General features: G+C 69.5%; 19 protein-coding genes. 8 read left to right on the top strand and 11 right to left on the bottom strand.

Annotated elements, in window-relative coordinates:
* Positions 1–140 precede the first annotated feature (140 nt).
* A complete protein-coding gene (locus AABN02_RS02820; RefSeq protein ID WP_338413401.1) occupies positions 141–1,157 on the top strand; it encodes an NAD-dependent epimerase/dehydratase family protein in 1,017 nt (338 codons plus the stop codon).
* A 29-nt stretch (positions 1,158–1,186) separates the two neighbouring features.
* Positions 1,187–2,050 carry a UDP-2,3-diacylglucosamine diphosphatase gene (locus AABN02_RS02815; RefSeq protein ID WP_338413400.1) on the top strand — a complete coding sequence of 288 codons (864 nt, stop codon included), beginning with the start codon at positions 1,187–1,189 and terminating at the stop codon, positions 2,048–2,050.
* 212 nt (positions 2,051–2,262) lie between these two features.
* Here the strand turns inward: AABN02_RS02815 and AABN02_RS02810 are convergent, their stop codons facing one another.
* The 7 genes from AABN02_RS02810 to AABN02_RS02780 all read right to left on the bottom strand — a co-directional run bounded on the left by AABN02_RS02810 (position 2,263) and on the right by AABN02_RS02780 (position 9,767).
* Positions 2,263–3,270, bottom strand: a complete 1,008-nt coding sequence (locus AABN02_RS02810; protein WP_338413399.1) for a transposase — start codon at positions 3,268–3,270, stop codon at positions 2,263–2,265.
* 122 nt (positions 3,271–3,392) lie between these two features.
* Positions 3,393–4,436 (bottom strand): glycosyltransferase family 1 protein, encoded by a 1,044-nt coding sequence (locus tag AABN02_RS02805; RefSeq protein WP_338413398.1) that lies wholly within the window; start codon positions 4,434–4,436, stop codon positions 3,393–3,395.
* Entirely contained in the window at positions 4,433–5,653 is a 1,221-nt protein-coding gene (gene lplT / locus AABN02_RS02800) for a lysophospholipid transporter LplT (protein WP_338413397.1), read from the bottom strand. Before lplT ends, AABN02_RS02805 begins: the two co-directional genes overlap by 4 nt.
* 87 nt (positions 5,654–5,740) lie before the next feature.
* Positions 5,741–6,469: an anti-sigma factor gene (locus AABN02_RS02795; protein WP_338413396.1), complete on the bottom strand. Its 729-nt coding sequence runs from the start codon at positions 6,467–6,469 to the stop codon at positions 5,741–5,743.
* Positions 6,466–7,011 (bottom strand): sigma-70 family RNA polymerase sigma factor, encoded by a 546-nt coding sequence (locus AABN02_RS02790; RefSeq protein WP_338413395.1) that lies wholly within the window; start codon positions 7,009–7,011, stop codon positions 6,466–6,468. The genes AABN02_RS02795 and AABN02_RS02790 overlap by 4 nt, the downstream gene beginning before the upstream one ends.
* 98 nt (positions 7,012–7,109) lie before the next feature.
* Entirely contained in the window at positions 7,110–8,753 is a 1,644-nt protein-coding gene (locus AABN02_RS02785) for a DUF4394 domain-containing protein (protein WP_338413394.1), read from the bottom strand.
* A gap of 93 nt (positions 8,754–8,846) precedes the next feature.
* Positions 8,847–9,767, bottom strand: a complete 921-nt coding sequence (locus tag AABN02_RS02780; protein ID WP_338413393.1) for a transglutaminase family protein — start codon at positions 9,765–9,767, stop codon at positions 8,847–8,849.
* Between the two features lie 72 nt (positions 9,768–9,839).
* Between AABN02_RS02780 and AABN02_RS02775 the strand changes: the two genes are divergently transcribed.
* A complete protein-coding gene (locus AABN02_RS02775) occupies positions 9,840–10,505 on the top strand; it encodes a DUF2278 family protein (protein WP_338413392.1) in 666 nt (221 codons plus the stop codon).
* A gap of 4 nt (positions 10,506–10,509) precedes the next feature.
* On the opposite strand, the gene AABN02_RS02770 is transcribed toward AABN02_RS02775, so the two are convergent.
* Positions 10,510–12,303, bottom strand: a complete 1,794-nt coding sequence (locus AABN02_RS02770; RefSeq protein WP_338413391.1) for a hypothetical protein — start codon at positions 12,301–12,303, stop codon at positions 10,510–10,512.
* 171 nt (positions 12,304–12,474) lie between these two features.
* Here AABN02_RS02770 and AABN02_RS02765 point away from each other — a divergent pair, with 171 nt between their 5' ends.
* The 5 genes from AABN02_RS02765 (at position 12,475) to AABN02_RS02745 (ending at position 18,370) form a co-directional block, all read left to right on the top strand.
* Entirely contained in the window at positions 12,475–13,878 is a 1,404-nt protein-coding gene (locus AABN02_RS02765) for an AAA family ATPase (protein WP_338413390.1), read from the top strand.
* Positions 13,879–13,881: 3 nt separating this feature from the next.
* Positions 13,882–14,547, top strand: coding sequence for a hypothetical protein (locus AABN02_RS02760; protein ID WP_338413389.1), 666 nt, complete (start codon positions 13,882–13,884; stop codon positions 14,545–14,547).
* An 82-nt stretch (positions 14,548–14,629) separates the two neighbouring features.
* A complete protein-coding gene (locus AABN02_RS02755) occupies positions 14,630–17,662 on the top strand; it encodes a tetratricopeptide repeat protein (RefSeq protein WP_338413388.1) in 3,033 nt (1,010 codons plus the stop codon).
* Between the two features lie 85 nt (positions 17,663–17,747).
* Positions 17,748–17,987 (top strand): type II toxin-antitoxin system Phd/YefM family antitoxin, encoded by a 240-nt coding sequence (locus AABN02_RS02750; protein ID WP_338413387.1) that lies wholly within the window; start codon positions 17,748–17,750, stop codon positions 17,985–17,987.
* Positions 17,984–18,370, top strand: a complete 387-nt coding sequence (locus AABN02_RS02745; protein WP_338413386.1) for a type II toxin-antitoxin system VapC family toxin — start codon at positions 17,984–17,986, stop codon at positions 18,368–18,370. Before AABN02_RS02750 ends, AABN02_RS02745 begins: the two co-directional genes overlap by 4 nt.
* Here AABN02_RS02745 and AABN02_RS02740 read toward each other — a convergent pair whose 3' ends face one another.
* Genes AABN02_RS02740 through AABN02_RS02730 form a run of 3 tightly spaced genes read right to left on the bottom strand, consistent with a single transcriptional unit; the run spans position 18,371 to position 20,881 of the window.
* Positions 18,371–19,507, bottom strand: coding sequence for an acyl-CoA dehydrogenase family protein (locus AABN02_RS02740; protein WP_338413385.1), 1,137 nt, complete (start codon positions 19,505–19,507; stop codon positions 18,371–18,373). It abuts the gene before it with no gap.
* A gap of 43 nt (positions 19,508–19,550) precedes the next feature.
* Complete coding sequence (locus AABN02_RS02735; protein WP_338413384.1) at positions 19,551–20,237, bottom strand: SDR family oxidoreductase; 687 nt, start codon at positions 20,235–20,237, stop codon at positions 19,551–19,553.
* Complete coding sequence (locus AABN02_RS02730) at positions 20,234–20,881, bottom strand: LysE family translocator (protein WP_338413383.1); 648 nt, start codon at positions 20,879–20,881, stop codon at positions 20,234–20,236. Before AABN02_RS02730 ends, AABN02_RS02735 begins: the two co-directional genes overlap by 4 nt.
* Positions 20,882–20,887: the final 6 nt, after the last annotated feature.

Raw genomic sequence — 20,887 nt, 5'->3', positions numbered from 1 at the left:
CGGCCCGATCGTCGTCACGTCCTGTGACAGGCGCTTGAAGCGGATGTGACCGGCGCGTGACGTCGCGGCCGGGCGACGGCACGCGCGCTGCCCGCTACCGACACGGTGCTGTCACGGGTACTGCCGAGGATCTGCGCACCATGGCCCACCTCCTCGTCACCGGCGCAGCCGGCTTCATCGGCGCCCATGCGGCGGCGGCACTCGCCCGCGCCGGCCACCGCGTCACCGGCTGCGACAGCTTCAACGGCTACTACCCGGTGGCCCTCAAGCACGCCCGCGTGGCGGAGCTGCTCACGCCGCTGGGCGTGCCGGTCGAGCGGCTGGACCTGTCCGACGTGGCTGCCACGCAGGCCTTCTTCTCGCGCCACGGCTTCGACCGCGTGCTGCACCTGGCGGCGCAGGCCGGCGTGCGCCACTCGGTGCAGGCGCCGATGGACTATGTGCAGTCGAACCTGCTCGGCTTCGGTGCGGTGCTGGAGGCCTGCCGGCGCCACGGCGTGCAGCACCTGCTCTATGCCAGCTCGTCGAGCGTCTACGGCCGGCGCGACCACGACGCCGCCCCGACGGGCTTCCGCGAAACCGACCGCACCGACCAGCCCGCCTCCTTCTACGCCGCCACCAAGCAGGCCAACGAGGCGATGGCGCGTGCCACCGCTGCCGTGCACGGCCTGCCGGTGACGGGTCTGCGCTTCTTCACCGTCTACGGTCCCTGGGGCCGGCCCGACATGGCGTACTGGAGCTTCGCGCAGCGCCTGCGCCGTGGCGAGCCGCTGCAGCTCTTCGGCCGGGGCGAGCTGCGCCGGGATTTCACCTTCATCGACGACGTCACCGACGCGCTGGTGCGGCTGGTCGCGCGTGGCGCGTCGCCGGCCGATGCCGCGGGCGTGCCGTCCGAGCTGTTCAACGTCGGCCACCACCACCCGGTGCGTGTCATCGACTTCGTGCGCCAGCTGGAGTCGGTGCTCGGCTGCCCGGCGCAGATCGAGTTTGCCCCGCTGCAGGCCGGCGATGTGCCCGACACCTGCGCCGATCCGTCGCGGCTGATCGCCGCGATCGGCCCCTGGCCCTGCACGCCGCTGCACGATGGCCTGAGCGCCTTCGCGCAGTGGCTGCAGCGCTGGGAATCCCTGCCCCGACCCTTGCTGGCGGCGGCCTGAAACGCCAACCGAGAAGGAGTGCCCGCGCCATGATTCCCGACTTCTTTGCCGGCCCGGGCGACGACGCCAGCGAGCCTGCCGCCCGGCCCAGCGACAGCGAGCGCCTCTCGGTGCGCACCGTCTTCATCTCCGACGTCCACCTGGGCACGCCCGGTTGCCAGGCCGAGGCGCTGCTCGACTTCCTGCGTTGCGTCGAGTGCGAGACGCTCTACCTCGTCGGCGACATCGTCGACGGCTGGCAGCTGATGCGCCGCTGGTACTGGCCGCAGGCGCACAACGACGTCGTGCAGAAGGTGCTGCGCAAGGCGCGCAAGGGCACGCGGGTCGTGCTGGTGCCGGGCAACCACGACGAGTTCGCGCGCCGCTACCTCGGCCACAGCTTCGGCGGCATCGAGGTGGTCGAGGACACCATCCACCAGACCGCCGACGGCCGGCGCTTCTGGGTCATGCACGGCGACCTGTTCGACGGCGTCGTGCAGTGCGCGCCGTGGCTGGCGCACATCGGCGACAGCCTCTACACGGTCGCGCTGCGGCTGAACCGCGCGCTGAACTCCGCGCGGGCGCGGCTCGGGCTGCCGTACTGGTCGCTCTCGCGCTACCTGAAGCTCAAGGTCAAGCGCGCGGTCAGCTTCATCGGCGATTTCGAGACGGCGGTGATCCGCGAGGCGAAGCGCCGCGGGGTGGACGGTGTCGTCTGTGGCCACATCCACCACGCCGAGCTGCGCACGGTGGACGGCCTGACCTATGCCAACGACGGCGACTGGGTCGAGAGCCTGACCGCGCTGGTCGAACACGGCGACGGGCGGCTGGAGGTCATCGAGTGGGCCGAGGTGTTGCGCCAGCGGCAGCGCGCGGCGGAGCCGGCACTGCCGCTGTCGATCACGGCGACTTGACAGCCTCCTCGCCCTAAAGGGCGGGGATTCCGGCAGACACGACCGCTTGCGCGGCCGAGCCTTCGGCGGGTTCCTGCTTCCTCGCGGCTGCGCGTCGTCCCCTCACGGGTCCGGCGCGTCTGACCTCCGCTCCACAGGCTTCGGGCCTTGCGACCCAGACCGCGTGCCCCGCGGCCAGTACGTTCTTCGCGGCGTTCAGGTCCGCGTTTTCTTCATGTCCGCACGCTTCGCACTCGAAGCGGGCTTGCGTCGGGCGGTTGCTCCTGGCGATGTGGCCGCAGGCGCTGCACCGCTGGCTCGTGTACGCCGGGTCCACGGGCACCACTGCACCACCTCGGGCCACTGTCTTGTATTCCAGTTGTCGCCGTGCCTTTCGCACTGGCACTCATCGCCGCCACCTTCAGATCCTCGATCGCGATCACCGGATGCTCGTTCGCCCACCGCGTCGTCAGCTTGTGCAGCCAGTCGCTGCGCTGTGCCGCGATCCGGGCATGCACCCTGCCCAATCGGTCGATCGCCTTGCGCCGGTTCTTCGATCCCTTCACCTTGCGCGAGACACTGCGCTGCACCCGCTTCAGGTACTTCTGCTGCCGCTTCAGCGCATTCAGCGCATTCAGCGGCACCACGCACTCCCCGTCCGTCGTCGCCGCGAACAGCGTCACCCCGAAGTCGATCCCCAGCGTCGGCACCAGTCCGGCTGCCGGGATCACGTCCGGTTGTTCCACCTGGATCGACACGAACCAGCGGCCCCGCTCCTGCGTCAGCGTCCAGTTCCGAACCTCGCCCTCGACCGGCTGCGACTGGCGCATCCGCATCCAGCCCAGCTTCGGCGGCTTGATGCGCTGATGCTCCGCGTCGAGCTTGCAGTCCGAAGCCTTCGGGAACCGCAGCCCGGCATCCTGGCCGCGCCCGCGAAACCTGGGGTAGCCGTCATGGCCCTCGAAGAAGCGCCGATAGCTCGCCTCCAGCCGCTTCAGGGTCTGCTGCTGCGCCTGCACGGGCGTCTCGGCAAGCCATGCCGTGTCCGGGTCGTTGCGCCACACGGTCAGCCAGCGACACATCGCAGCAAAGCCTGAGAACTTCTCGCCAGCGGCCCGCCGCCGCTGCTGTTCGCCGATGGCCCGGTTCCACACCCAGCGGCACGACCCAGCGAACCGGCGCAGGGTGTGCGCGGTGCCGGGATTGGGGCGTAGCTGGAAGCGGAAGGCTCGAATGGGCATGGTTGATACTGTACATAAAACCAGTTAACCATGCCACAGGAAACTCAAGCACCAAGCCAATCGCTCGCTGTGCGAGCCTGCGCTCTACCTCCCCGCCCTGAAGGACGGGGCTTCTCGCGCCTTCAGGTGAGGCGGGCGGCGCCGCGGGTCGGCGCGGCCTTCGGGATGGGCTGCAGCGCCTGCGCGAACTGGCGGGTCGCAGCCTCCCAGGTGTAGCGCTCGGCGAAGGTCCGCACGCGCACGCGGTCGCACCGCAGCGCGGCCATGCACGCGCGGCGCAGGTCCGTGTCGATGACACCGCCCTCGCCACTCGGGCCGACCACGTCGATCGGGCCGGTCGCCGGCAGTGCGGCCACCGGCGTGCCGCAGGCCATCGACTCGACCAGCACGAGGCCGAAGGTGTCGGTCTCGCTCGGGAAGACCATCACGTCCGCACTGCGGTAGAGCGCCGCCAGATCCGGCCCGGACAGCACGCCGAACCAGCGCACGCCGGGGTATTGCCGCTGCAGCCGCGCCGCCTCGGGGCCAGCGCCCGCGACCCATTTTTCACCCGGCAGGTCGAGCTTCAGGAAGGCATCGACGTTCTTCTCCACCGCCAGCCGGCCGATGTAGAGGAACACCGGCCCGCCGCCCTCGGGGCGGGGCACCGTCGGGCCGTCCGGGGTGAAGAGCTGCAGGTTGACGCCGCGGCTCCACGGCGTGGGCAGCTGGTAGCCGTGGGTGCGCAACTCGGCGCCCATGTGTTCGGTCGGCACCAGCGTGGCCTGGCCGGCGTTGTGGAAGCGGCGCAGCAGCGCGTGGGTCCAGCGCACGGGGATGCGGGTGCGCAGTTGCAGGTACTCGGGGAAGCGGCTGTGGTACGCCGTCGTGAACGGCCAGCCACGCGACATCGCCACCGCGCGCGCCGCCCAGCCGAGCGGGCCTTCGGTGGCGATGTGCAGGCAGTCGGGTGCCAGCGCGTCGAGCACGCGGGCGATCCGGCCCGGCGTCACCGCCGCCAGCCGGATGTCCGGGTAGGTCGGGCAGGGCACGCTGAAAAACCCCTGCGGCGACACGAACTCGACCTGGTGGCCCAGCAGGCCCAGCTCGTGCGCGGTCATCTTCAGGGTGCGGACGACGCCGTTGACCTGGGGTTCCCAGGCGTCGGTGACGATGGCGATCTTCATGGATGCTCCTTGCAGGGAGTGGAAATCGTCTTGAGCGTGGGCGCCGGAGGCTGGTGCTGCAGGTGCCGGTGGCGCAGCGCGATCAGCGCCATCAACCCGGCCACGAGCAGGCCGAATCCGCGGATCAGCGCACCGAGGCCGAGGTCGAGCCCGGTGCACAGCGCATAGCCGCCGAGCATCAGCAGCACGCTGGCGTTCTCGTTGAAGTTCTGCACGGCGACCGAGCGGCCGGCGCTGAGCAGCGTGCTGCCCCGGTGCTGCAGCAGCGCGTTCATCGGCACGACGAACAGCCCCGCCAGCAGCCCGGCGGTGGCCAGCACCAGCGCGGCGGCCGGCCACTGGTGCACCCACTGCATCAGCAGGACCACCAGCCCCAGGGCCACGCCGAGCGGCAGTACCTGCGCCGCCCGCGCCAGCGGCACCCAGCGCCCGGCCAGCGCCGCGCCCAGCACGACACCGGTCGCCGACAGGCCCTGCAGGTACGCGGCCTGCGCCAGCGTCAGCCCGAGTTGTTCGCCCGCCCAGCGCAGCACCAGGAACTGCAGCGTCGCGCCGACGCCCCAGAACAGCGTGGTCGTGGCCAGCGAGACCTGGCCGAGCGGGTCGGACCAGAGCCGTGTGTTGTCGCGCCAGAAAGACCGCCACTGCTGCGGCAGCGGTGGCGGGGAGGGGTAGCGGGCGCCGCTGTCGGGAATGCCCAGGTTCAGCAGCGCGGCCAGCCCGTAGAGCGCCAGCAGCGCCGCGAAGCCCAGGTCAGCGAAACGCGGCTCGCTCAGCCCGCCGCCCAGCACCGTGCCGAGCAGGATCGCCAGCACGGTCGTCACCTCGATCCAGCCATTGGCAGCGACCAGCCGCTCCACCGGCACGAGTTCCGTCACCAGCCCGTACTTGGCTGGCGAATACACCGCCGCACCGGCACCGGCGACGCAGAAGCAGGCCGTCACCGGCGCGCCCAGGGCCATCGCCGCGCAGGCCAGCGCCTTTACCGCATTGGCTGCGCCCATCACGCGCGCCTTGGGCCAGCGGTCCGCCAGCGGGCCGACGACCGGCGCCAGCAGCACATAGGCCAGCGTGAACACCAGCTTGAGCAGCGGCGGCAGCCACAGCGGCCCGCCTGCGGCCGCCACCTGGGCGATCGCCACCAGCAGCAGCGCGTTGTCGGCCAGCCCGGAGACGAACTGCGCCCCCATCAGCAAGTGAAAACCGCTGCGTTTCACGCCGGTGCCCGTTCGCTCGATCCGTCAATCGGGCGAGTGTCGAGGGCGGGCGTGACTCCCGTGTGAAAGGGCTGGGCGCCCTTCGGCCTACATGCGCACCGACTTGCCGAGGAAGAGCACCGGCCCGGTCGGGCGGCCGATCGGCGAGCCGCCGGCCGGCTCCAGCGTCAGCTCGAAGAGCTGGCGCTCGCCGATCTGCGGCAGCTTCTGTGCGGGCAGCTCGTAGACCGCGCCGGTGCGCACCAGACCGAGCGAGGTCGGACCAGTGGCGCCTTCGGCCTTGGTCCAGAACTGCAGGGTCTTGCCCTCTGGCGGTTCGGCCGTGGTGCCGATCGGCACGAGGCGCACGCGGTCCCCCGCGGTGACTTCCACCACCCAGCCGGTGTCCTTGTCCGGGCCTTGCAGCACGGCGAGGTAACGCGGGCCGGCCGGGGCGTCGGCTGGGGGCTGCTGCACCAGCAACACGGCGAGTGCCACCGCCGCTGCAGCAGCGAAGCCGCTGGCCGACTGCCACAGCCGCACCAGGCGCCACGAGGGCTGGTTGGCCGGCGCCACAGGCCGGGCGGTGGCAGGCAGCGGTGTGGCGCCGAGCCGCTGCTCGATGCGCGGCCACAGCGTCGCCGGGGGATCGACGGGGGCGGCGTGGCGGGCCAGTCCGAGCAGGCGGTCCTGCCAGGCGTAGACCCGTGCCTGCAGGTCGTCGTCCACGGCCAGTTGCTGCACGAAGGCGGCGTGTTCCTCGGCGGACAGCGTGCCCAGCACGTATTCGCCTGCGGCGGCGTCCCGGTCTTCCGGGATGGTGAGGGGTGCGTTCACGACATGCACTCCTTCAGCGCCAGCAGGCTGCGGCGGATCCAGGATTTGACCGTGCCGACCGGTGTGTCCACCCGCCTGGCGATCTGTTCATGGGTCCAGCCTTCGACGAAGGCGGCGACCAGGCATTCCCGCCGCTTCTCCTCCAGGTGCTCCAGGCAGCCGTCGAGCCGGTCGGCGGCGCCGTGGTCGGGCGAGAGGGCCTCGGTGTGCAGCCCGGCCGCGTCGGCGATCACCTCCAGATCGTCACCGACCGGCACCTCGCGCACCGTGCGGCGGGCCTCGTCGAGCGCGCGGTGTCGCACCACGGTGTAGATCCAGCCGCGGCCGGTGCCGAGGCTGCGGCGGTAGCTCGCCGCGCGCTGCCAGATCAGCAGGAAGGCCTCCTGCAGGATGTCCTGCGCCGTCTCGCGGTTGCGCACGATGCGCAGCACCACCCCGAGCAGGCGCCGCGACTCGACGTCGTACAAGGCTTTCAGCGCGAAGCGCTCGCCGCGGGCACAGGCTTCGAGGGCGGCTTCGTAGTCGAAAGCGTTGGTTTCCACGTCGTGCGTTGGCAGCTGGCTGGGATGGTGTCCATTCTGGCAGGGAAACCGTGACGCATGTCACGCCATGCGCCACGTGCTTGCTCCCCCGTTCCGGATCAGAACCGGATCGCCAGATCGCGCAACGCAGGCCCGCTCGCGCCGCCGATCTGCGACAGGGTCGCGTCACCGCTCGTGTTGCGGTAGAGCGTGGCCGCACCAGTCGTCAGCGCGACGCTGTAGAGCAGGTAGGGGCCGCTGCCCGAGGGGCGCAGCGCCGCCAGGGCCAGGCCGTTGGCACCGCCGCCGATGTCGAAGCCCGCCAGGCCGCTGATGTCGACGCCGAAGGCCCCGACGTTCACCAGCGTGCCGTCGTTCGGCGGCACCTGCTGGGTCAGCACGTCGGAGGCACCCTCCAGGTTGAACAGCGTGGTCGCGGTGGTGCCGGCGAAGGTGTTGCTGTAGGCCGCGGCGTGCACCGTGGCGGCGATGGCGCGGTTGATGGCACCGTCGGTCGTCGTGGCGCCGGTGTCGACGTTGATGCGCAGGTTCTGGCCCGCGTCGCTGATGACGCGCAGGCGGTCGGCGACCGGGTTGAAGTCGACGCTGAAGACCGTGCCGGCGAGGGCGGTGTAGGGCGTCGTGAGGTCGGCCGGATCGGCGGCCAGGGTGGTCCGCGCGGTCGCGGCGCCGGTGGCCGGGTCGAGCGTGACGATGCGGCCGCTGCTGGTCAGCGCGTAGAGCACGCCGTCCACCGGGCGGGTGTCGATGCCCAGCACCAGCTCTCCTGCGGCCAGCCCGGTGATCGCCGTGGTGGCGGTCAGGGTCGCCGGGGCCTTGGGGTCGAAGCTGACGAGGCGGTTGTCGGTGGTCAGGCCGAGGGCGGTCGGTGCGGCGGACTGCATCAGGGCCAGGCCGGTGATGGCCTCGCCGACGCCCACGGTGTCGACGCGGGTGGCCGCGCCGGTGCTCAGGCTGACGCGGTAGAGCGTCGAGGCGCCGCTGCCGCTGCCCAGCGCGAGCCAGCCGGCGTTGTTGCGGGCATCGATGTCGAAGCCGTCCGATCCGGCTCCGGTCACGCCCAGCGGCAGGCCGGCGGCCAGCGTGCCGTTGTTGGGGGGATCCTGCAGGTGCAGCAGGCCGGTGACGGCATCGACGTCGAAGAGCTGCGTCGTCGTCGTGCCGGCGAAGCTGTTGGTGTAGGCCGAGGCGCCGATGCGCACCGTGCCGCTGACCGGCGTGATGACCCCGTCGGTGATGACGGCGCCGGTGTCGACGTTGATGCGCAGGTTCTGGCCCGCATCGCTGACGACGCGCATCCGGTCGGCCACCGGGTTGAAGTCGACGCCGTAGACGGCACCGGTCAGCATCACGAAGGCGTTGTCATCGCCCGCCGTGGCCTGCAGGCTGGACTTCGCGGTGGCGACGCCGGTGGAGGGATCGATGGTGACGATGCGGCCGGCGCTGGTCAGCGCGTAGAGCTTGCCATCGGCCGGGCGCACGTCGATGCCGAGCAGGGACTCCCCGCTGGTCAGGCCGCTCAGGGCGACACTGCCGACCAGCGTGGCGGGGGTGGCGCGGTTGAAAGAGACCAGCCGGCCGGAGGCGGTCAGGGCCACGGTGTCGCCGACGGGCACGGGTGTCGGGGCGGGCGCGGGGGCTGGTGTGTCGTCGCTGCCGCCACCACAGGCAGCAAGCGTGGCAGCGAGCACGAGTGCGGCGCACGAAAGGGCGGACTTGCGGTGCAGGGTCGGGTGCGACATGGAGAGGCTCCTGGAGGGAAGGGAGGCCGGCGGCGCCGGGTACTCCTTCACTACGGGGCGACTGGTCGCACAGATGCAGTCCGCCAGAAAAAACTATTTCAGCGGCAGTCCCGGCGTGGGCAAGGCGACGGGCATCGGTGTCGGCGGGGTGCCGGCATCGGTGGACAGCGCTTCCCGGCAGCGCACCGGCCGCAGCAGACCCTGCGAGGGATCCTCGATGGCCCGGGTCATGATGAACGGCGCCTGCGAGCGCACACCACCGAAGATGGTCGCGAAGGCCACGTCCGCCGCATCGCGCCCGGTGCCGAAGCGCACGAAGGCCATCGGGATCGCCGTGCCGGACGGGTCGAAGATGTACCAGCGGTCGCCGAGGTAGACCTCGACGTAGGCGTGGAAATCGGGCGGGCCGAGCGCGGGGTCGGCGCCGAAGTCGGTGCCGGTGGCGAAGCGGGCCGGGATGTTCAGCGCGCGGCACAGCGCGATCATCAGGTGCGCGAAGTCGCGGCACACGCCGACGCGCTCGATCAGCGTGTCCAGCGCCGAGGTGGTCGAGTTGGAGACGTTGGACGTGAAGCTCACCCGGCTGCGCACCCAGTCCACGATGGCCTGCACGCGCCCGTGTCCTTGCCACAGTGCACCAAATTCGTGCGCGGCGAGGCGCAGCAGGCGGTCGGACTGGCAATAGCGGCTCGGGTAGATGTAGCCGATGACCTCGGGCGGCAGCCGGTAGACCGGCACCTCGGCGAGGTGGGCCGGCTCGGCGAAGTGGTGGGTGATGTCGAGCGTGGCCGCGTAGGACAGCTTGAGCGGGCCGGGCAGGGCGCGCACGCGCATGTAGCGGGTGCCGGTGGCTGCGTCGGTGTGGATGTGCGGCACGACCGGCTGGCTCAGGACCAGATTCTCGGCGGAGACCTTCTGGCACGCGGTCTGGGCGGCGTGGATGTTGAAGACGAAATCGGCGCCATTGGCATCGATGTCGTAGTTCAGCTCGACTTGCAGTTCGATGCGGATCATGGGTCTACCTGAAGGTGAAGAACGGGCTTTTCATGCAGTATGCGTGCCTGCGTTTTTCAACGGGAGTTTTTCATGCCGCTGTCCACCTATGGCGTCCTCAAGGGCACCGTGCTCGGTCACCTGCGCAATGCAGACGATGACCATTACCAGCTGCTCGTCGATGCGGGCGGCGAGATGGACCGCATTGCGGTCAACGTCAAGTCCTCGGCCCCCAAGTCGCCGTCCACCGTGCTGTTCCAGACCGTGACCAAGCTGCCCGCAGCCTTCACCGCGGCGCTGCTGGCGCTGCCGGCCGGCTACCGCAAGCTGCCCCACGCGAAGGGCGGTCTGGCGATCGACTACGTGCGCAGCGGCCTGTTCAAGACGGCGTCGATGAAGCCGGTGCCGCCGGACGCGCCTGGGGTCGACAACGACCTGAAGGACAAGGTCGAAGCCGCCGCGCTCAAGGCGATGGCCACGCCCGGCGCGCAGGTCTTCGCCTTCGGTGCCAAGTGGGGCCCGGAGAAGACCAGGGCCGACCAGTACTTCAAGTTCAAGCCCGGCAACGGCATCCACGACATCCACATGAACCAGGGCAACGGCGCGCCCTACATCGCCGACAACGGTACCTGGCAGGACGGCGCGCTGGTGTTCGGTTATCCCGGCAAGGCAGGCGCGGCGTGGACGTGGCGGGCGTTCTTCTTTGCGTTCCAGTCGCAGAGTTTCAGGACGGATGACAAGGGGAATCGGCTGCCCTGAGGCCTCACACCACCCGCAGTGCTTTGGCCAAGGCCTTGGACTGCGTCTGGTAGTCGGCCAGTGCCACCTTCAGCCCCAGACGCACGGCTTTGCCGATGACCTCGCCGGCCTCCTTGTCGTGGGCTTCGGTCAGTTTCTCGGGCGGGTAGGGCATGGCCTGGCGCAGGGCGACCAGCGCGGCGCCGAGTGCCACATCCGCCAGCGGCATCGGGTCGATCATCGGCAGCGTGCGCGGGGTCTTCACCGGATCGAATGCCGGATCCCAGGGGTCGATCCAGGGCCGCAGCTCCGGCATCACCGGGATCAGCCAGTCGATCAGCCACTGCCGGCTCTGGCACTGGCTGGCGCGGCCGGCGAACACATCGCGCGCATGGACGCCGATGCTCCAGAGCGTGTCCACCGGGATGCGCTCCAGCGGGATCTGTGGGTCGGTGAGGGCCGCTTCCATGATCCGGTCGTTGAACACCAGATCCCACCAGTAGCCGCGGTGGAAGCAGGTGTGGCGGGCCGGCGGCGCGGTCCAGACGCCGATGTTGGTGAAGTAGTTGCGGATGCGGTCGAGCACCGCGCCACCGGCCACCGAGCTGAGGAAACCGTCGTGCTTGGAGCCGTGTTCGCCGACATGGGTGTCGAACTCGTCGAAGATCCCGCCTTCGAGCACGCCGATCAGGTTGACATTGACGAAGTGGTGCCAGGTCGAATCGCACACCACCCGGCCGACCCCGGCGCGGTGGCCGTCGTAGGCGCTGATGACGGGGAAGCTGTGGGCGACCGTGGCCTGCTTGAAGGTCGCTCCGAAGCTGCCGCTGTTGCCCGACGGCACGTTGGCCCAGGCGATGACCTCGGGCTCGACACGCACCGTGGTGCTGCCGGTGGCGAAGGGGTATTCGGGGCTGCCGTCGGGGGCGTAGACGCCAGTCAGGCTGTCGGGTTGCCGGCACTCGCCTTCGTGCGGATGGTCGGGCAGCACGTCGATGCGGCCGGTGCGTCCGCACAGCAGCGGGTGCGGGTAACGGGCATTGCTCAGGAGGTTGATCGGGGTGCTGTAGAGCTTCAGGTCGATCACCTGCGGCACGTCGTCGCTCTGGTCGCTGAACTGCCAGCCGGCGTCGTGGCCGCGGCGGTTGGTGTCGTTGCGGCGCGGGCCGGTCATGCTCACTTCGTCGGTGGCCGTGCTGGTGGAGGGGTGGCTTTCCCACCAGCGCATGCTGCGCACCCGCGTGATGCCACCGCACATCGCCCGGCCGAGGCTGCCGTGGTCTCCGGTGGCGAAGACGCCGCCGCCGCGGTTCATGTGGGCGCTCAGGGCCTTGAGTTCGTCGGTGCCGAGGCTGCCGGCGGGGTAGCGGGTCGGGTTGGCGCGGCGGGTGGCGTAGGCCGCCTGGTTGAAGCTGGTCTCGATGCCGAACATCCACACCTCGTCGAACTGGTCGCTCTTGAAGTGCGTCGGCTCATCGAAGCGGAAATCGGTCAGGCGTGCGGCGATGCGCGTCTCTCCGGCCAGCATGTCGCCCGACGTGACGGACGAGCGCAGATGCGCCAGCGTGAGGCGGAAACGCACCCGCAGCGGCGCCTCGTCGAGCAGCGTGCGGATCAGCGTGGACAGTCCGAAATCGCCCTCCCCGAAGTTCAGGTTGCCGTCGGTGACCAGCAGCACGTTGACCGTGCAGCGGCGCCACCAGGGATAGAACACGGCGATGTCGCTGCGCAGGGTGGCGCGGCGCAGGTCGTTGAGGGCGAGGAGTTGCTGGTTGCCTGGGCTGAGGGGGAGGCCCAGGGTGGTGCGGGATGCGGTCATGGCGATGCTCCGGCGGGGTGGGGTGAAGCGTGGACCCGACGGTCTGCGAGGCGGGTCGGGCGGATCGTAGGCCGGGTGCCGGGGCGGGGCATCGTTCACCTTGGGGACGTTTCGAGGGGGTAGACGGACGGGCACAATGCGCCGGACCGATCTGTCCAAGGAGATTCCGACATGCTGACCCGCCTTGAAATCGATGGATTCAAGTCCTTCGAGGGACTGGCGATCGACCTCGCGCCGTTCACGGCCATCGTCGGCAACAACGCGGCCGGCAAGAGCAACCTGTTCGACGCGATTCAACTGCTGTCGGCGCTGGCCACCCACGATGTGGCGGAGGCAGTCAAGGCGCTGCGCGGAGAGCCGCTGGAACTGTTTCGCCTGACACCTGCCGGGCGCGAGAAGCGCATGACGCTGGCGGTGGAGGTGCTGGTGGATCCGGTCGGACGTGATCCCTGGGGCAGCGAGGTCAAGCTGACACACACCCGGATGCGCTACGAGGTCACGCTGGAGCGCCGCGAGATCCGGCCGGGTGTCGAGCGGATCCAGGTGGCGCATGAAGCGGTCCAACCCATCTTCGCCAAAGACGATTCATGGGTCGTGGCGATGCGGCCATCCAGTGCCTTTCGCACGCAGTACCTGAAGTACAAGCGCCAGAAGCCCTGGCTGACCACCGACGCCAAGGCAGACGGCAAGGGCAGCGAGTTCAACATCCACCAGGACGGGACCCAAGGCCGCCTGCGCCCCGCCAGTGCGGCGGAGGCGACCGTGCTCTACAGCATCACGAACGCCGAATTCCCGCACCTGTTCGCGCTGCGCGAAGAGATGCGCCACTGGCGGCTGCTCCAGTTGGATCCCGCGCTGCTGCGTCGTCCGGCGCCTGTGACCGCTGCAGACACGCTGACGGCCGATGGCTCGAATCTGGCGGCGGTGCTGGCGCGCATGAAGGCAGAAACGGCCACCGATCTGCGTCCGCAGGGCGTGCTCAGCGACATCGCGGCCGAGCTGAACCACCTGATCCCTGGCGTCACGAAGCTGGATGCGTCCCTGCACGACGCCAGCCGCGAGTACCGGATCGAGTTGACCATGCGCGACGGACTGCCGTTCACCTCGCGCGTGATCTCCGACGGCACGCTGCGGGTGCTGGCATTGCTGACGCTGCTGCATGATCCGAAGCACCGTGGATTGGTCTGTTTCGAGGAGCCCGAGAACGGGGTCCATCCCGGTCGGGTCAAGACGCTGGTGCAGCGTCTGCAGGACATGGTGAGCCGCCCGCGGGACGGCATGGACGCGGGCGTGGTGCCGCCCCTGAGCCAGTTGCTGCTCAACAGCCACTCGCCTGTCGTGCTGGCGGCCTTGCTCGACAGTGCGGGACATCCGGTGGATGAGGGCGGCGCCATCCTGTTTGCCGATACCTCGTCGGTGACGGACCCCGCGCAGGGGCAGACGCGGCGCCGCACCCGGCTGCGGCCGATTCGGCAACTGGACGGACTGTTCGCATCGGAGGCGATGGAGCGGGGCGCCGTGGTGTCGGATCTGGAGGTCCGGCAGGTGCTGGACGCCGTGCGCGCCGAGGGTTGAGCCATGCGTTACCTGGGACTGGCGCTCTACGCCGAAGGCCGCACCGACTATTACTTTCTGCAGCCCTTGCTGGAACGGCTGTGCGTGGACATCTGTTTGCGCGAGGCGAGCGGATTGGTCGAGGTCACGGCGGTGCTTGGCCTGGACCATCCGCCCCCGAGCGAGCAGGAGCCGCGTGAAGTGCGCATTCGCGAGGCGGCCCTCAGCGCGCTGGGGCAATGGTCGGTGCTGTTCGTGCATGCCGATGGCGCTGGTGATCCGTTGCGCGCCCGCGGTCAGCAGATCGATCCCGCGCTGGATACCTTGCAGGCCACATTCGGCGCGGACGGACGGGGCGTTGCCGTGGTGCCGATCCGGGAGACCGAGGCCTGGGCCCTGGTCGATGGGGACGCGCTGCGCCAGGTGTTCGGCACCAGCCTGGACGATCGCGCACTCGGTCTGCCACAGCCGGCTCACCGCGCGGAGGCGGTCAACGATCCGAAGCAGTGTCTGGCGATGGCATTTGCCGCGACAGCGCCCACGGGTGCGCGCCGCCGCCGTGGGGTCTCGGACTATCTCGGCGCGCTGGGCGAGCAGATCAGCCTGGAGCGGTTGCGGCTGCTGGAGTCGTTTCTGACGCTGGAGCTTGAACTCAAGGGTGCCTTGCGAGGGCTGAACTTCCTGCGCTGAAGGAGAGGGTGATCGGTGCGTTTCGGTGGCCGGCATACTGACGCCTCACACCACCACAACGCGCCAACCGGGGGAGCACCGCATGGCCGGCCGCAGCAAGGAGACGGTTTACGTCTCGTCCACCTTTGTCGATCTGGAGCGCCACCGCGCCGCGCTGAAAACCGCGCTGGAGCGGGCGCAGTACGACGTGGAGTGCATGGAGAAGTACCCGGCGTTCGATGAGCGGCCGGTGGACAAGTGCCTCGCGGACGTGGCGGCGTGTGACGTGTACGTGCTGCTGGTCGCGCATCGGTATGGCTACGTGCCGGCGGAGAACAACCCGCACGGCCGGTCGATCACCGAGCTGGAGCACGACGAGGCGGTGCGGCTCAACAAGCCGCGGCTGGTGTTCTGCGTCGATGAGGACGAGCCGTGGCCGCCCAAGATGACGGACAAGACCGAGCCGGCGCTGGGTCGGCTGAACGCCTTTCGGCAGCGGGTCAACACGGACCGCGGTATTCGGACGTTCAGCTCTCCAGCGGATCTTGCGTCGTTGGTGCTGCAGGCGCTGGCCGCCCGGAACCGGCCCGCCGCGCCCCCGCCCGCGCCGGACGCCCGCCGCATCCCGTTCGAGCTGCCGCCTGCCGCCAACAACTACTTCGGCCGCCCCGCCCAGCGCGCTGATCTGCTCGACCGCCTGCGCCGTGGCCAGTCCGCCGCCGTCGTCGGCGCGGCCGGCATGGGCAAGACGGCGGTGGCGGCGGTGGTGCTGGCCGATCTGCTCGGGCTGCGCGGCGAGCGGTTGGCGGACAGCCCGTTTCCGGACGGCGTGGTCTTCCTCGACCTGTATGCGCTGCAGGCGCAGCCCGAGATGGTGTGGGACCGGCTCGCGTCACGGCTGCACGGCGAGGCGTTCCTGCAGCGCGCCAAGTCCGAGCAGCGCGCCGCCGAAGCCTGCCGGAGGCAGCGCGTGCTGGTCGTCATCGAAGGCGCGGAAGTGGCGGATGGCCAGACGCCCCGCGCCGATCTGCCGACGCTGCTGTCCGTGCTCTCGCCCGAGAACCGCACGCTCGTCCTCACCCGCTCCAGCGCGCAGGTGCTGCCCGCGCAGACCGTCTCGCTCGCCCAGGCGCTGGCGCCGGAAGACGCCGCCGACCTGCTCGACGAGCTGACCCGCGACACGCTGGCACCGGACCTGCGCCAGCGCGTGCTGAGGCTGCTGCAAGGCCATCCGTTGGCGCTGCACTGGGCCGGCAACCTGCTTGCCCGCGACGACGACGACCCGGCGCTGCTGATCGGCGACTGGGAACGCGGCGCGCTGCCGTCGCTGAGCGATCCGGTGAACGCGGGGCACACGCTGCGCTGGCTGTTCGACCACAGCGCGCGGTCGCTGGACGACCCGGCCCGGCAGGCGCTCGGCCTGTGCGCCCGGCTCGGGGCAGCGCCGGTTCCGCTGGCGCTGGTGGAGGCGGGGATGGGCGATAGCGCCCGCGAGGCGCTCAAGCGGCTGGTGCAGCAGGGGCTGATGCGGCGGGAGGCGTCGCTGTCGGCGCATTGGGCGTTCTGCCATGTGCTGGCGCATGGGTATGCCCGCGAGGCTATCGCGGCGCCGGAGGAGGGGGCGCAGCAGCGGCTGGCGGATTGGCTGCATGGGGCGCTGCCGGCGGCGGTGGGGAGTTCGGCGCGGCCGTGTGCGGTGGACGAAGCGCAGGTGGGGCGACTGTTGGTGCACGCGCAGGCGGTGTTGCTGGCAGATCCGCAGGGGAGCTTGGTCAGGACAGTCAGCAAAGTCTTGCTGTACGACGTACCCAATCGCTTGGAGGAGTTGGGGCATTCCACGCTGACACACCGCGCGCTGACCAGCGTTGATGCCTGGTTCGCCCAACTGCTGCCCGCTGTCGCTCAGCGCACGTCGATGCAGCGGGAGCGAGGGGCGATCCTCAGCCGGTTGGGCAATGTGCTGGGCTTGCAGGGCGATTTAGCCGGGGCGCTGCAGGCGTACCGGGATGGGCTGGCGGTCAGTGAGCGACTGGCGCGGGCCGATGCGATGAACTTGGACTGGCAGCACGACCTCAGCGTCAGCCACAGCAATGTGGGCGATGTGCTGCAGGTGCAGGGCGATCTGGCTGGGGCCCTGCACGCATACCAGGATGCGCTGACGATCAGTGAACGACTGGCGCGTACCGATGCGACGAACGCGGGCTGGCAGCGCGACCTCAGCGTCAGCCACGAGAAGGTGGGCAATGTGCTGCGGGCGCAGGGCGATCTGACCGGGGCGCTACAGGTGTATCGGGATTGTTTGGAGATCAGTGAACGACTGGCGCGGGCCGATGCGACGAACGCAGACTGGCAACGCGACCTCTGCGTCAGCTACAACAAAGTCGGCAATGTGCTGCAAGCGCAGGGCGATCTGGCTGGGGCGCTGCAGGCATATCGGAACGGTCTGGAGATCAGTGAGCGACTGGCGCAGGTCGATGCGACGAACACGGGCTGGCAGCTTGACTTCAGCGTCTGTCATGAGAGGGTGGGGGAGGTGCTGCAGGCGCAGGGCGATCTGACTGGGGCGCTGCAGGCGTATCAGCATGGGCTGACGATCAGTGAGCGACTGGCGCGGGCCGATGCGACGAACGCGGACTGGCAGTACCATCTCAGCGGCAGCCACACCATGATCGGCTATGTGCTGCAGGCGCAGGGTGATTGGACCGGGGCGCTGCAGGCGTGCTGGGCTGACTTGGATATCAGTGAGCGACTGGCCCGGTCCGATGCGATGAATGCGAAGTGGCAGCATGGACTCTGCGTCAGCCACGAAAAGCTCGGTGACGTGTACGTCGCACAGGGTTCATTGATCGAAGCACTGGCTTGGTACCAGAAATCCCTAACTGGTATCAAACGACTAGCCGAAGCCGATCCGCGGAACGCCGGCTGGCGCTGTGATGTCATGGGATCTTTGACACGAGTCGCGGGCGTTCATAAGCGGCTGAACGATCATGTACAGGCTTTGCGATGTGCCGAAGAAGCACTGGCGATCGGGCAGCGGTTGGTAGCACTGGATGCGACCAACCAGACTTGGCGGATCGACACCGAGGTGGCCAGGGTGTTGGTGCAGCGTCTCCAGACCAAAAAGGGGTCTGCTTGACGCCTGCCGGCCTCACCGGACTACACTCGTTCCACCCGTTTGACCGCGCATCCTCAGCGCCTTCATCACTGCGGAGAATCACCCCATGTCCGTGACCATCAGCTTCCACGACGCCGAACACGACCTCGCACGGTGGGTCGAGCAGGCCCACGCCGGCCAGGAGGTGGTGCTGACCAAGGACGGCCAGCCCTATGCCCGCCTGATGCCGCCCGCTGCGCCGCAAGGTCAGCGTCGTGCCGGTCGGCTCGCAGGCAAGCTGGACGACGCCTTCTTCGAGCCGCTGCCACCGGAGGAACTGGACGCCTGGGAAGGCCGTGCCGCATGAGGCTGTTGCTCGACACCCACGCCCTGCTGTGGTGGTGGATGGACGATCCCCAGTTGTCCCGCCCGGCCCATGCTGCCATCGCCGACCTGCGTAACGAGGTCTACGTCAGCGCCGCCAGCGTCTGGGAAATCTCCACCAAGCAGCGCATCGGCAAGCTGGAAGGCATTCCCGCAATGACCGACCAGTTCTTCCAGCTCGTCGAGGCTGACGGCTTCCACCTGCTGTCGATCTCGCCGGCCCATGCCTTGCGCGCAGGCAGCCTGACGGCCATGCACCGCGATCCCTTCGACCGGATGCTGGCCGCGCAAAGCGAGTTGGAGACGATGCCGCTGGTGACACGCGACCCGGCGTTTGCCGAGTTCCAGACGGCCACGCTCTGGTGATCATCCCGCCGCCAGCGCCCGCCCAATCAGAATCTTCTGCACATCACTCGTCCCCTCATAGATCTGGCACACCCGCACATCCCGGTAGATCCGCTCCACGGGGAAGTCGCTGACGTAGCCATAGCCGCCGAAGGTCTGGATCGCCATCGAGCAGACCTTCTCGGCCATCTCGCTGGCGAAGAGCTTGGCCATCGCGGCTTCCTTCAGGCAGGGGATGCCAGCGTCCTTCATCGACGCGGCGTGCCAGATCAACTGCCGCGCGGCCTCGATCTGCATCGCCATCTCGGCCAGCCGGAACTGCACCGCCTGGTGCTCGAAGATCGGCACGCCGAAGGCCACGCGCTCCTTGCTGTAGCGCAGCGCCGCCTCGAACGCCGCGCGCGCCATGCCCAGGCTCTGCGCCGCGATGCCGATGCGCCCGCCTTCCAGCCCGGCCAGCGCGATCTTCAGCCCCTGGCCTTCGTCGCCGAGCCGGTAACGCGCCGGGATGCGGCATTGCTCGAACAGGATCTGCGCGGTGTCTGAGCTGTGCTGGCCCATCTTGTCTTCGAGGCGCGCGACCGTGTAGCCGGGCGTGTTCGTCGGCACGAGGAAGGCGCTGATGCCGCGCTTGCCGGCGGCCTTGTCGGTCACGGCCATGACGATCGCCACGTCGCCGTGCTTGCCGCTGGTGATGAACTGCTTGACGCCGTTGAGCACGTAGTCGTCGCCGTCGCGCACGGCGGTGGTCTTCAGCCCGCCGGCTTCCGATCCGACGTGCGGCTCGGTCAGGCAGAACGCGCCGAGCATCTCGCCACGCGCCAGCGGTTTCAGGAACTCCTGCTTCTGCGCCTCGTTGGCGAAGCCCATCAGGATCGAGCAGACGGGGCAGTTGTTGACGCTGATGACGGTGGAGGTGCCGCCGTCGCCCGCCGCGACCTCTTCGAGGATCAGGGCGAGCGCCAGGTAGTCGAGGCCCGCACCGTCGTACTCGGTCGGCACCGCCACGCCGTAGCAGCCCAGATCGGCCAGGCCCTTCAGCTGTTCGGCGGGGAAGTGGTGCTCCTTGTCCCAGCGCGCCGCGTGCGGGGCGATCTGGTCTTGGACGTAGGAGCGGATGGCGTCCTGGATGGCGCGGTGGTCGTCGCTGAGCAGCATGAGTGTGTCTCCGGGGTCTTGTTGTGGGTGGATCGTGGGGGGCTCACCAGGGCAGCGGCGTGCCGTCGTGGTTCAGGAAACTGCCGTTGTCGGTCGGGCCGAGGTGGGCGAAGGTGGCGCGCAGCGAGGTGACGCTGTCCTCGACCGAGAGCTGTCCCTGCGGTCCGCCCATCGCGGTGCGCACCCAGCCGGGGTGGACGGCGATGCAGGTGGCGCGGTCGGCCAGCGCGAGCGAGACGTCCTTCATCACCGAGTTCAGCGCCGCCTTGGACGCGGCGTAGAGCCAGCCGGTCGACTGCTGGCGCCCGCCGATCGAGGCCATCACCGAGGACAGGAACACCACCCGCGCGCCCGGCGCCAGCGCGTCCAGCAACTGCGGCACCACGCGCATCGGGCCGAGCACATTGGTGTGCATGACCTGGTCGAAGTCGAGGTCGCCGGGGGTGTCGAGCGTGCGCAGGCGCGGGCCGTAGACACCGGCGTTGACCACGACGAGGTCGAAGGCCTCGCCGTCGATCTGCCACGCAAGGCCCGAAACGCTGGCTGTCTTGGCGACATCGATCCGCAGCGCCTGGGCTCCCAGCGAGGTGAGCACCTGCAAACCTGTGGTGTCCCGCGCCGTGGCGGTGACGCGCACGCCCTCGGCGCGGTACTGGCGGACGAGTTCCAGGCCGATGCCGCGCGAGGCGCCGACGACGAGGACGGAGGAGGGAAGGGATTGAGTTGTCATGGCAGATCCGTGCGGGCCAGTCTGGCCGCCAAACCGAGAAAGAGCACGCCCCCCAGCCCGTTGAGCCAGCGACCGGAGGTCGCCGAGCCACGGCCCAGGTGGCGCAACCGGGCCGTCAGCAGCACGAGCGCAACGAGGAAGAGCGCGCTCTGCAGCACGAACCAGCCGCCGAGCGCGAGGAAGGCGAGGGTCTTGTGCGGCGCGTCGGCATTGATGAACTGCGGCAGGAACGCGAGGAAGAACAGCGCGACCTTCGGGTTCAGCACATTGGTCAGCAGTCCTTGTCGGAACACCCGCCAGTGCGGGACCGGCGCCTCGGCGACCACGTCGGCGGTGCGGGTCGCTGGCGTTGCGAGCGCACTGCGCAGCATCCCGACCGCCAGCCAGACCAGATACGCCGCGCCGAGGCCCTTGAGCACGGCGAACGCCGTCGTGGACACCGCCAGCAACGCCGCCAGCCCGAACGCCGCCGCCAGCGCATGCACGACACAGCCCGCGCTGATGCCCGCCGCCCCCGCCAGCCCGGTGCGCACACCGTGCTGCAGCGTGCGGCTGACGGTGAACACCAGGTCGACGCCCGGTGTGGCGTTGAGCACCAGCACTGTCAGCGCGAAGAGGGGCAGGTCATGCAGGCCGAAGTTCATCGCGCC

Origin of the sequence: uncultured Sphaerotilus sp. (genome assembly GCF_963924895.1) — a bacterium.
Classification (GTDB): domain Bacteria; phylum Pseudomonadota; class Gammaproteobacteria; order Burkholderiales; family Burkholderiaceae_C; genus Sphaerotilus.
This window is presented reverse-complemented; position numbering and strand designations above follow the sequence as displayed.

Excerpts from the sequence above, each read along its gene's own strand:
- AABN02_RS02820 (WP_338413401.1), top strand. The coding sequence starts at position 141 with ATGGCCCACCTCCTCGTCACCGGCGCAGCCGGCTTCATCGGCGCCCAT.
- AABN02_RS02815 (WP_338413400.1), top strand. The coding sequence starts at position 1,187 with ATGATTCCCGACTTCTTTGCCGGCCCGGGCGACGACGCCAGCGAGCCT.
- AABN02_RS02810 (WP_338413399.1), bottom strand. The coding sequence starts at position 3,270 with ATGCCCATTCGAGCCTTCCGCTTCCAGCTACGCCCCAATCCCGGCACC.
- AABN02_RS02805 (WP_338413398.1), bottom strand. The coding sequence starts at position 4,436 with ATGAAGATCGCCATCGTCACCGACGCCTGGGAACCCCAGGTCAACGGC.
- AABN02_RS02785 (WP_338413394.1), bottom strand. The coding sequence starts at position 8,753 with ATGTCGCACCCGACCCTGCACCGCAAGTCCGCCCTTTCGTGCGCCGCA.
- AABN02_RS02780 (WP_338413393.1), bottom strand. The coding sequence starts at position 9,767 with ATGATCCGCATCGAACTGCAAGTCGAGCTGAACTACGACATCGATGCC.
- AABN02_RS02775 (WP_338413392.1), top strand. The coding sequence starts at position 9,840 with ATGCCGCTGTCCACCTATGGCGTCCTCAAGGGCACCGTGCTCGGTCAC.
- AABN02_RS02770 (WP_338413391.1), bottom strand. The coding sequence starts at position 12,303 with ATGACCGCATCCCGCACCACCCTGGGCCTCCCCCTCAGCCCAGGCAAC.
- AABN02_RS02765 (WP_338413390.1), top strand. The coding sequence starts at position 12,475 with ATGCTGACCCGCCTTGAAATCGATGGATTCAAGTCCTTCGAGGGACTG.
- AABN02_RS02760 (WP_338413389.1), top strand. The coding sequence starts at position 13,882 with ATGCGTTACCTGGGACTGGCGCTCTACGCCGAAGGCCGCACCGACTAT.
- AABN02_RS02755 (WP_338413388.1), top strand. The coding sequence starts at position 14,630 with ATGGCCGGCCGCAGCAAGGAGACGGTTTACGTCTCGTCCACCTTTGTC.
- AABN02_RS02750 (WP_338413387.1), top strand. The coding sequence starts at position 17,748 with ATGTCCGTGACCATCAGCTTCCACGACGCCGAACACGACCTCGCACGG.
- AABN02_RS02745 (WP_338413386.1), top strand. The coding sequence starts at position 17,984 with ATGAGGCTGTTGCTCGACACCCACGCCCTGCTGTGGTGGTGGATGGAC.
- AABN02_RS02740 (WP_338413385.1), bottom strand. The coding sequence starts at position 19,507 with ATGCTGCTCAGCGACGACCACCGCGCCATCCAGGACGCCATCCGCTCC.
- AABN02_RS02735 (WP_338413384.1), bottom strand. The coding sequence starts at position 20,237 with ATGACAACTCAATCCCTTCCCTCCTCCGTCCTCGTCGTCGGCGCCTCG.
- AABN02_RS02730 (WP_338413383.1), bottom strand. The coding sequence starts at position 20,881 with ATGAACTTCGGCCTGCATGACCTGCCCCTCTTCGCGCTGACAGTGCTG.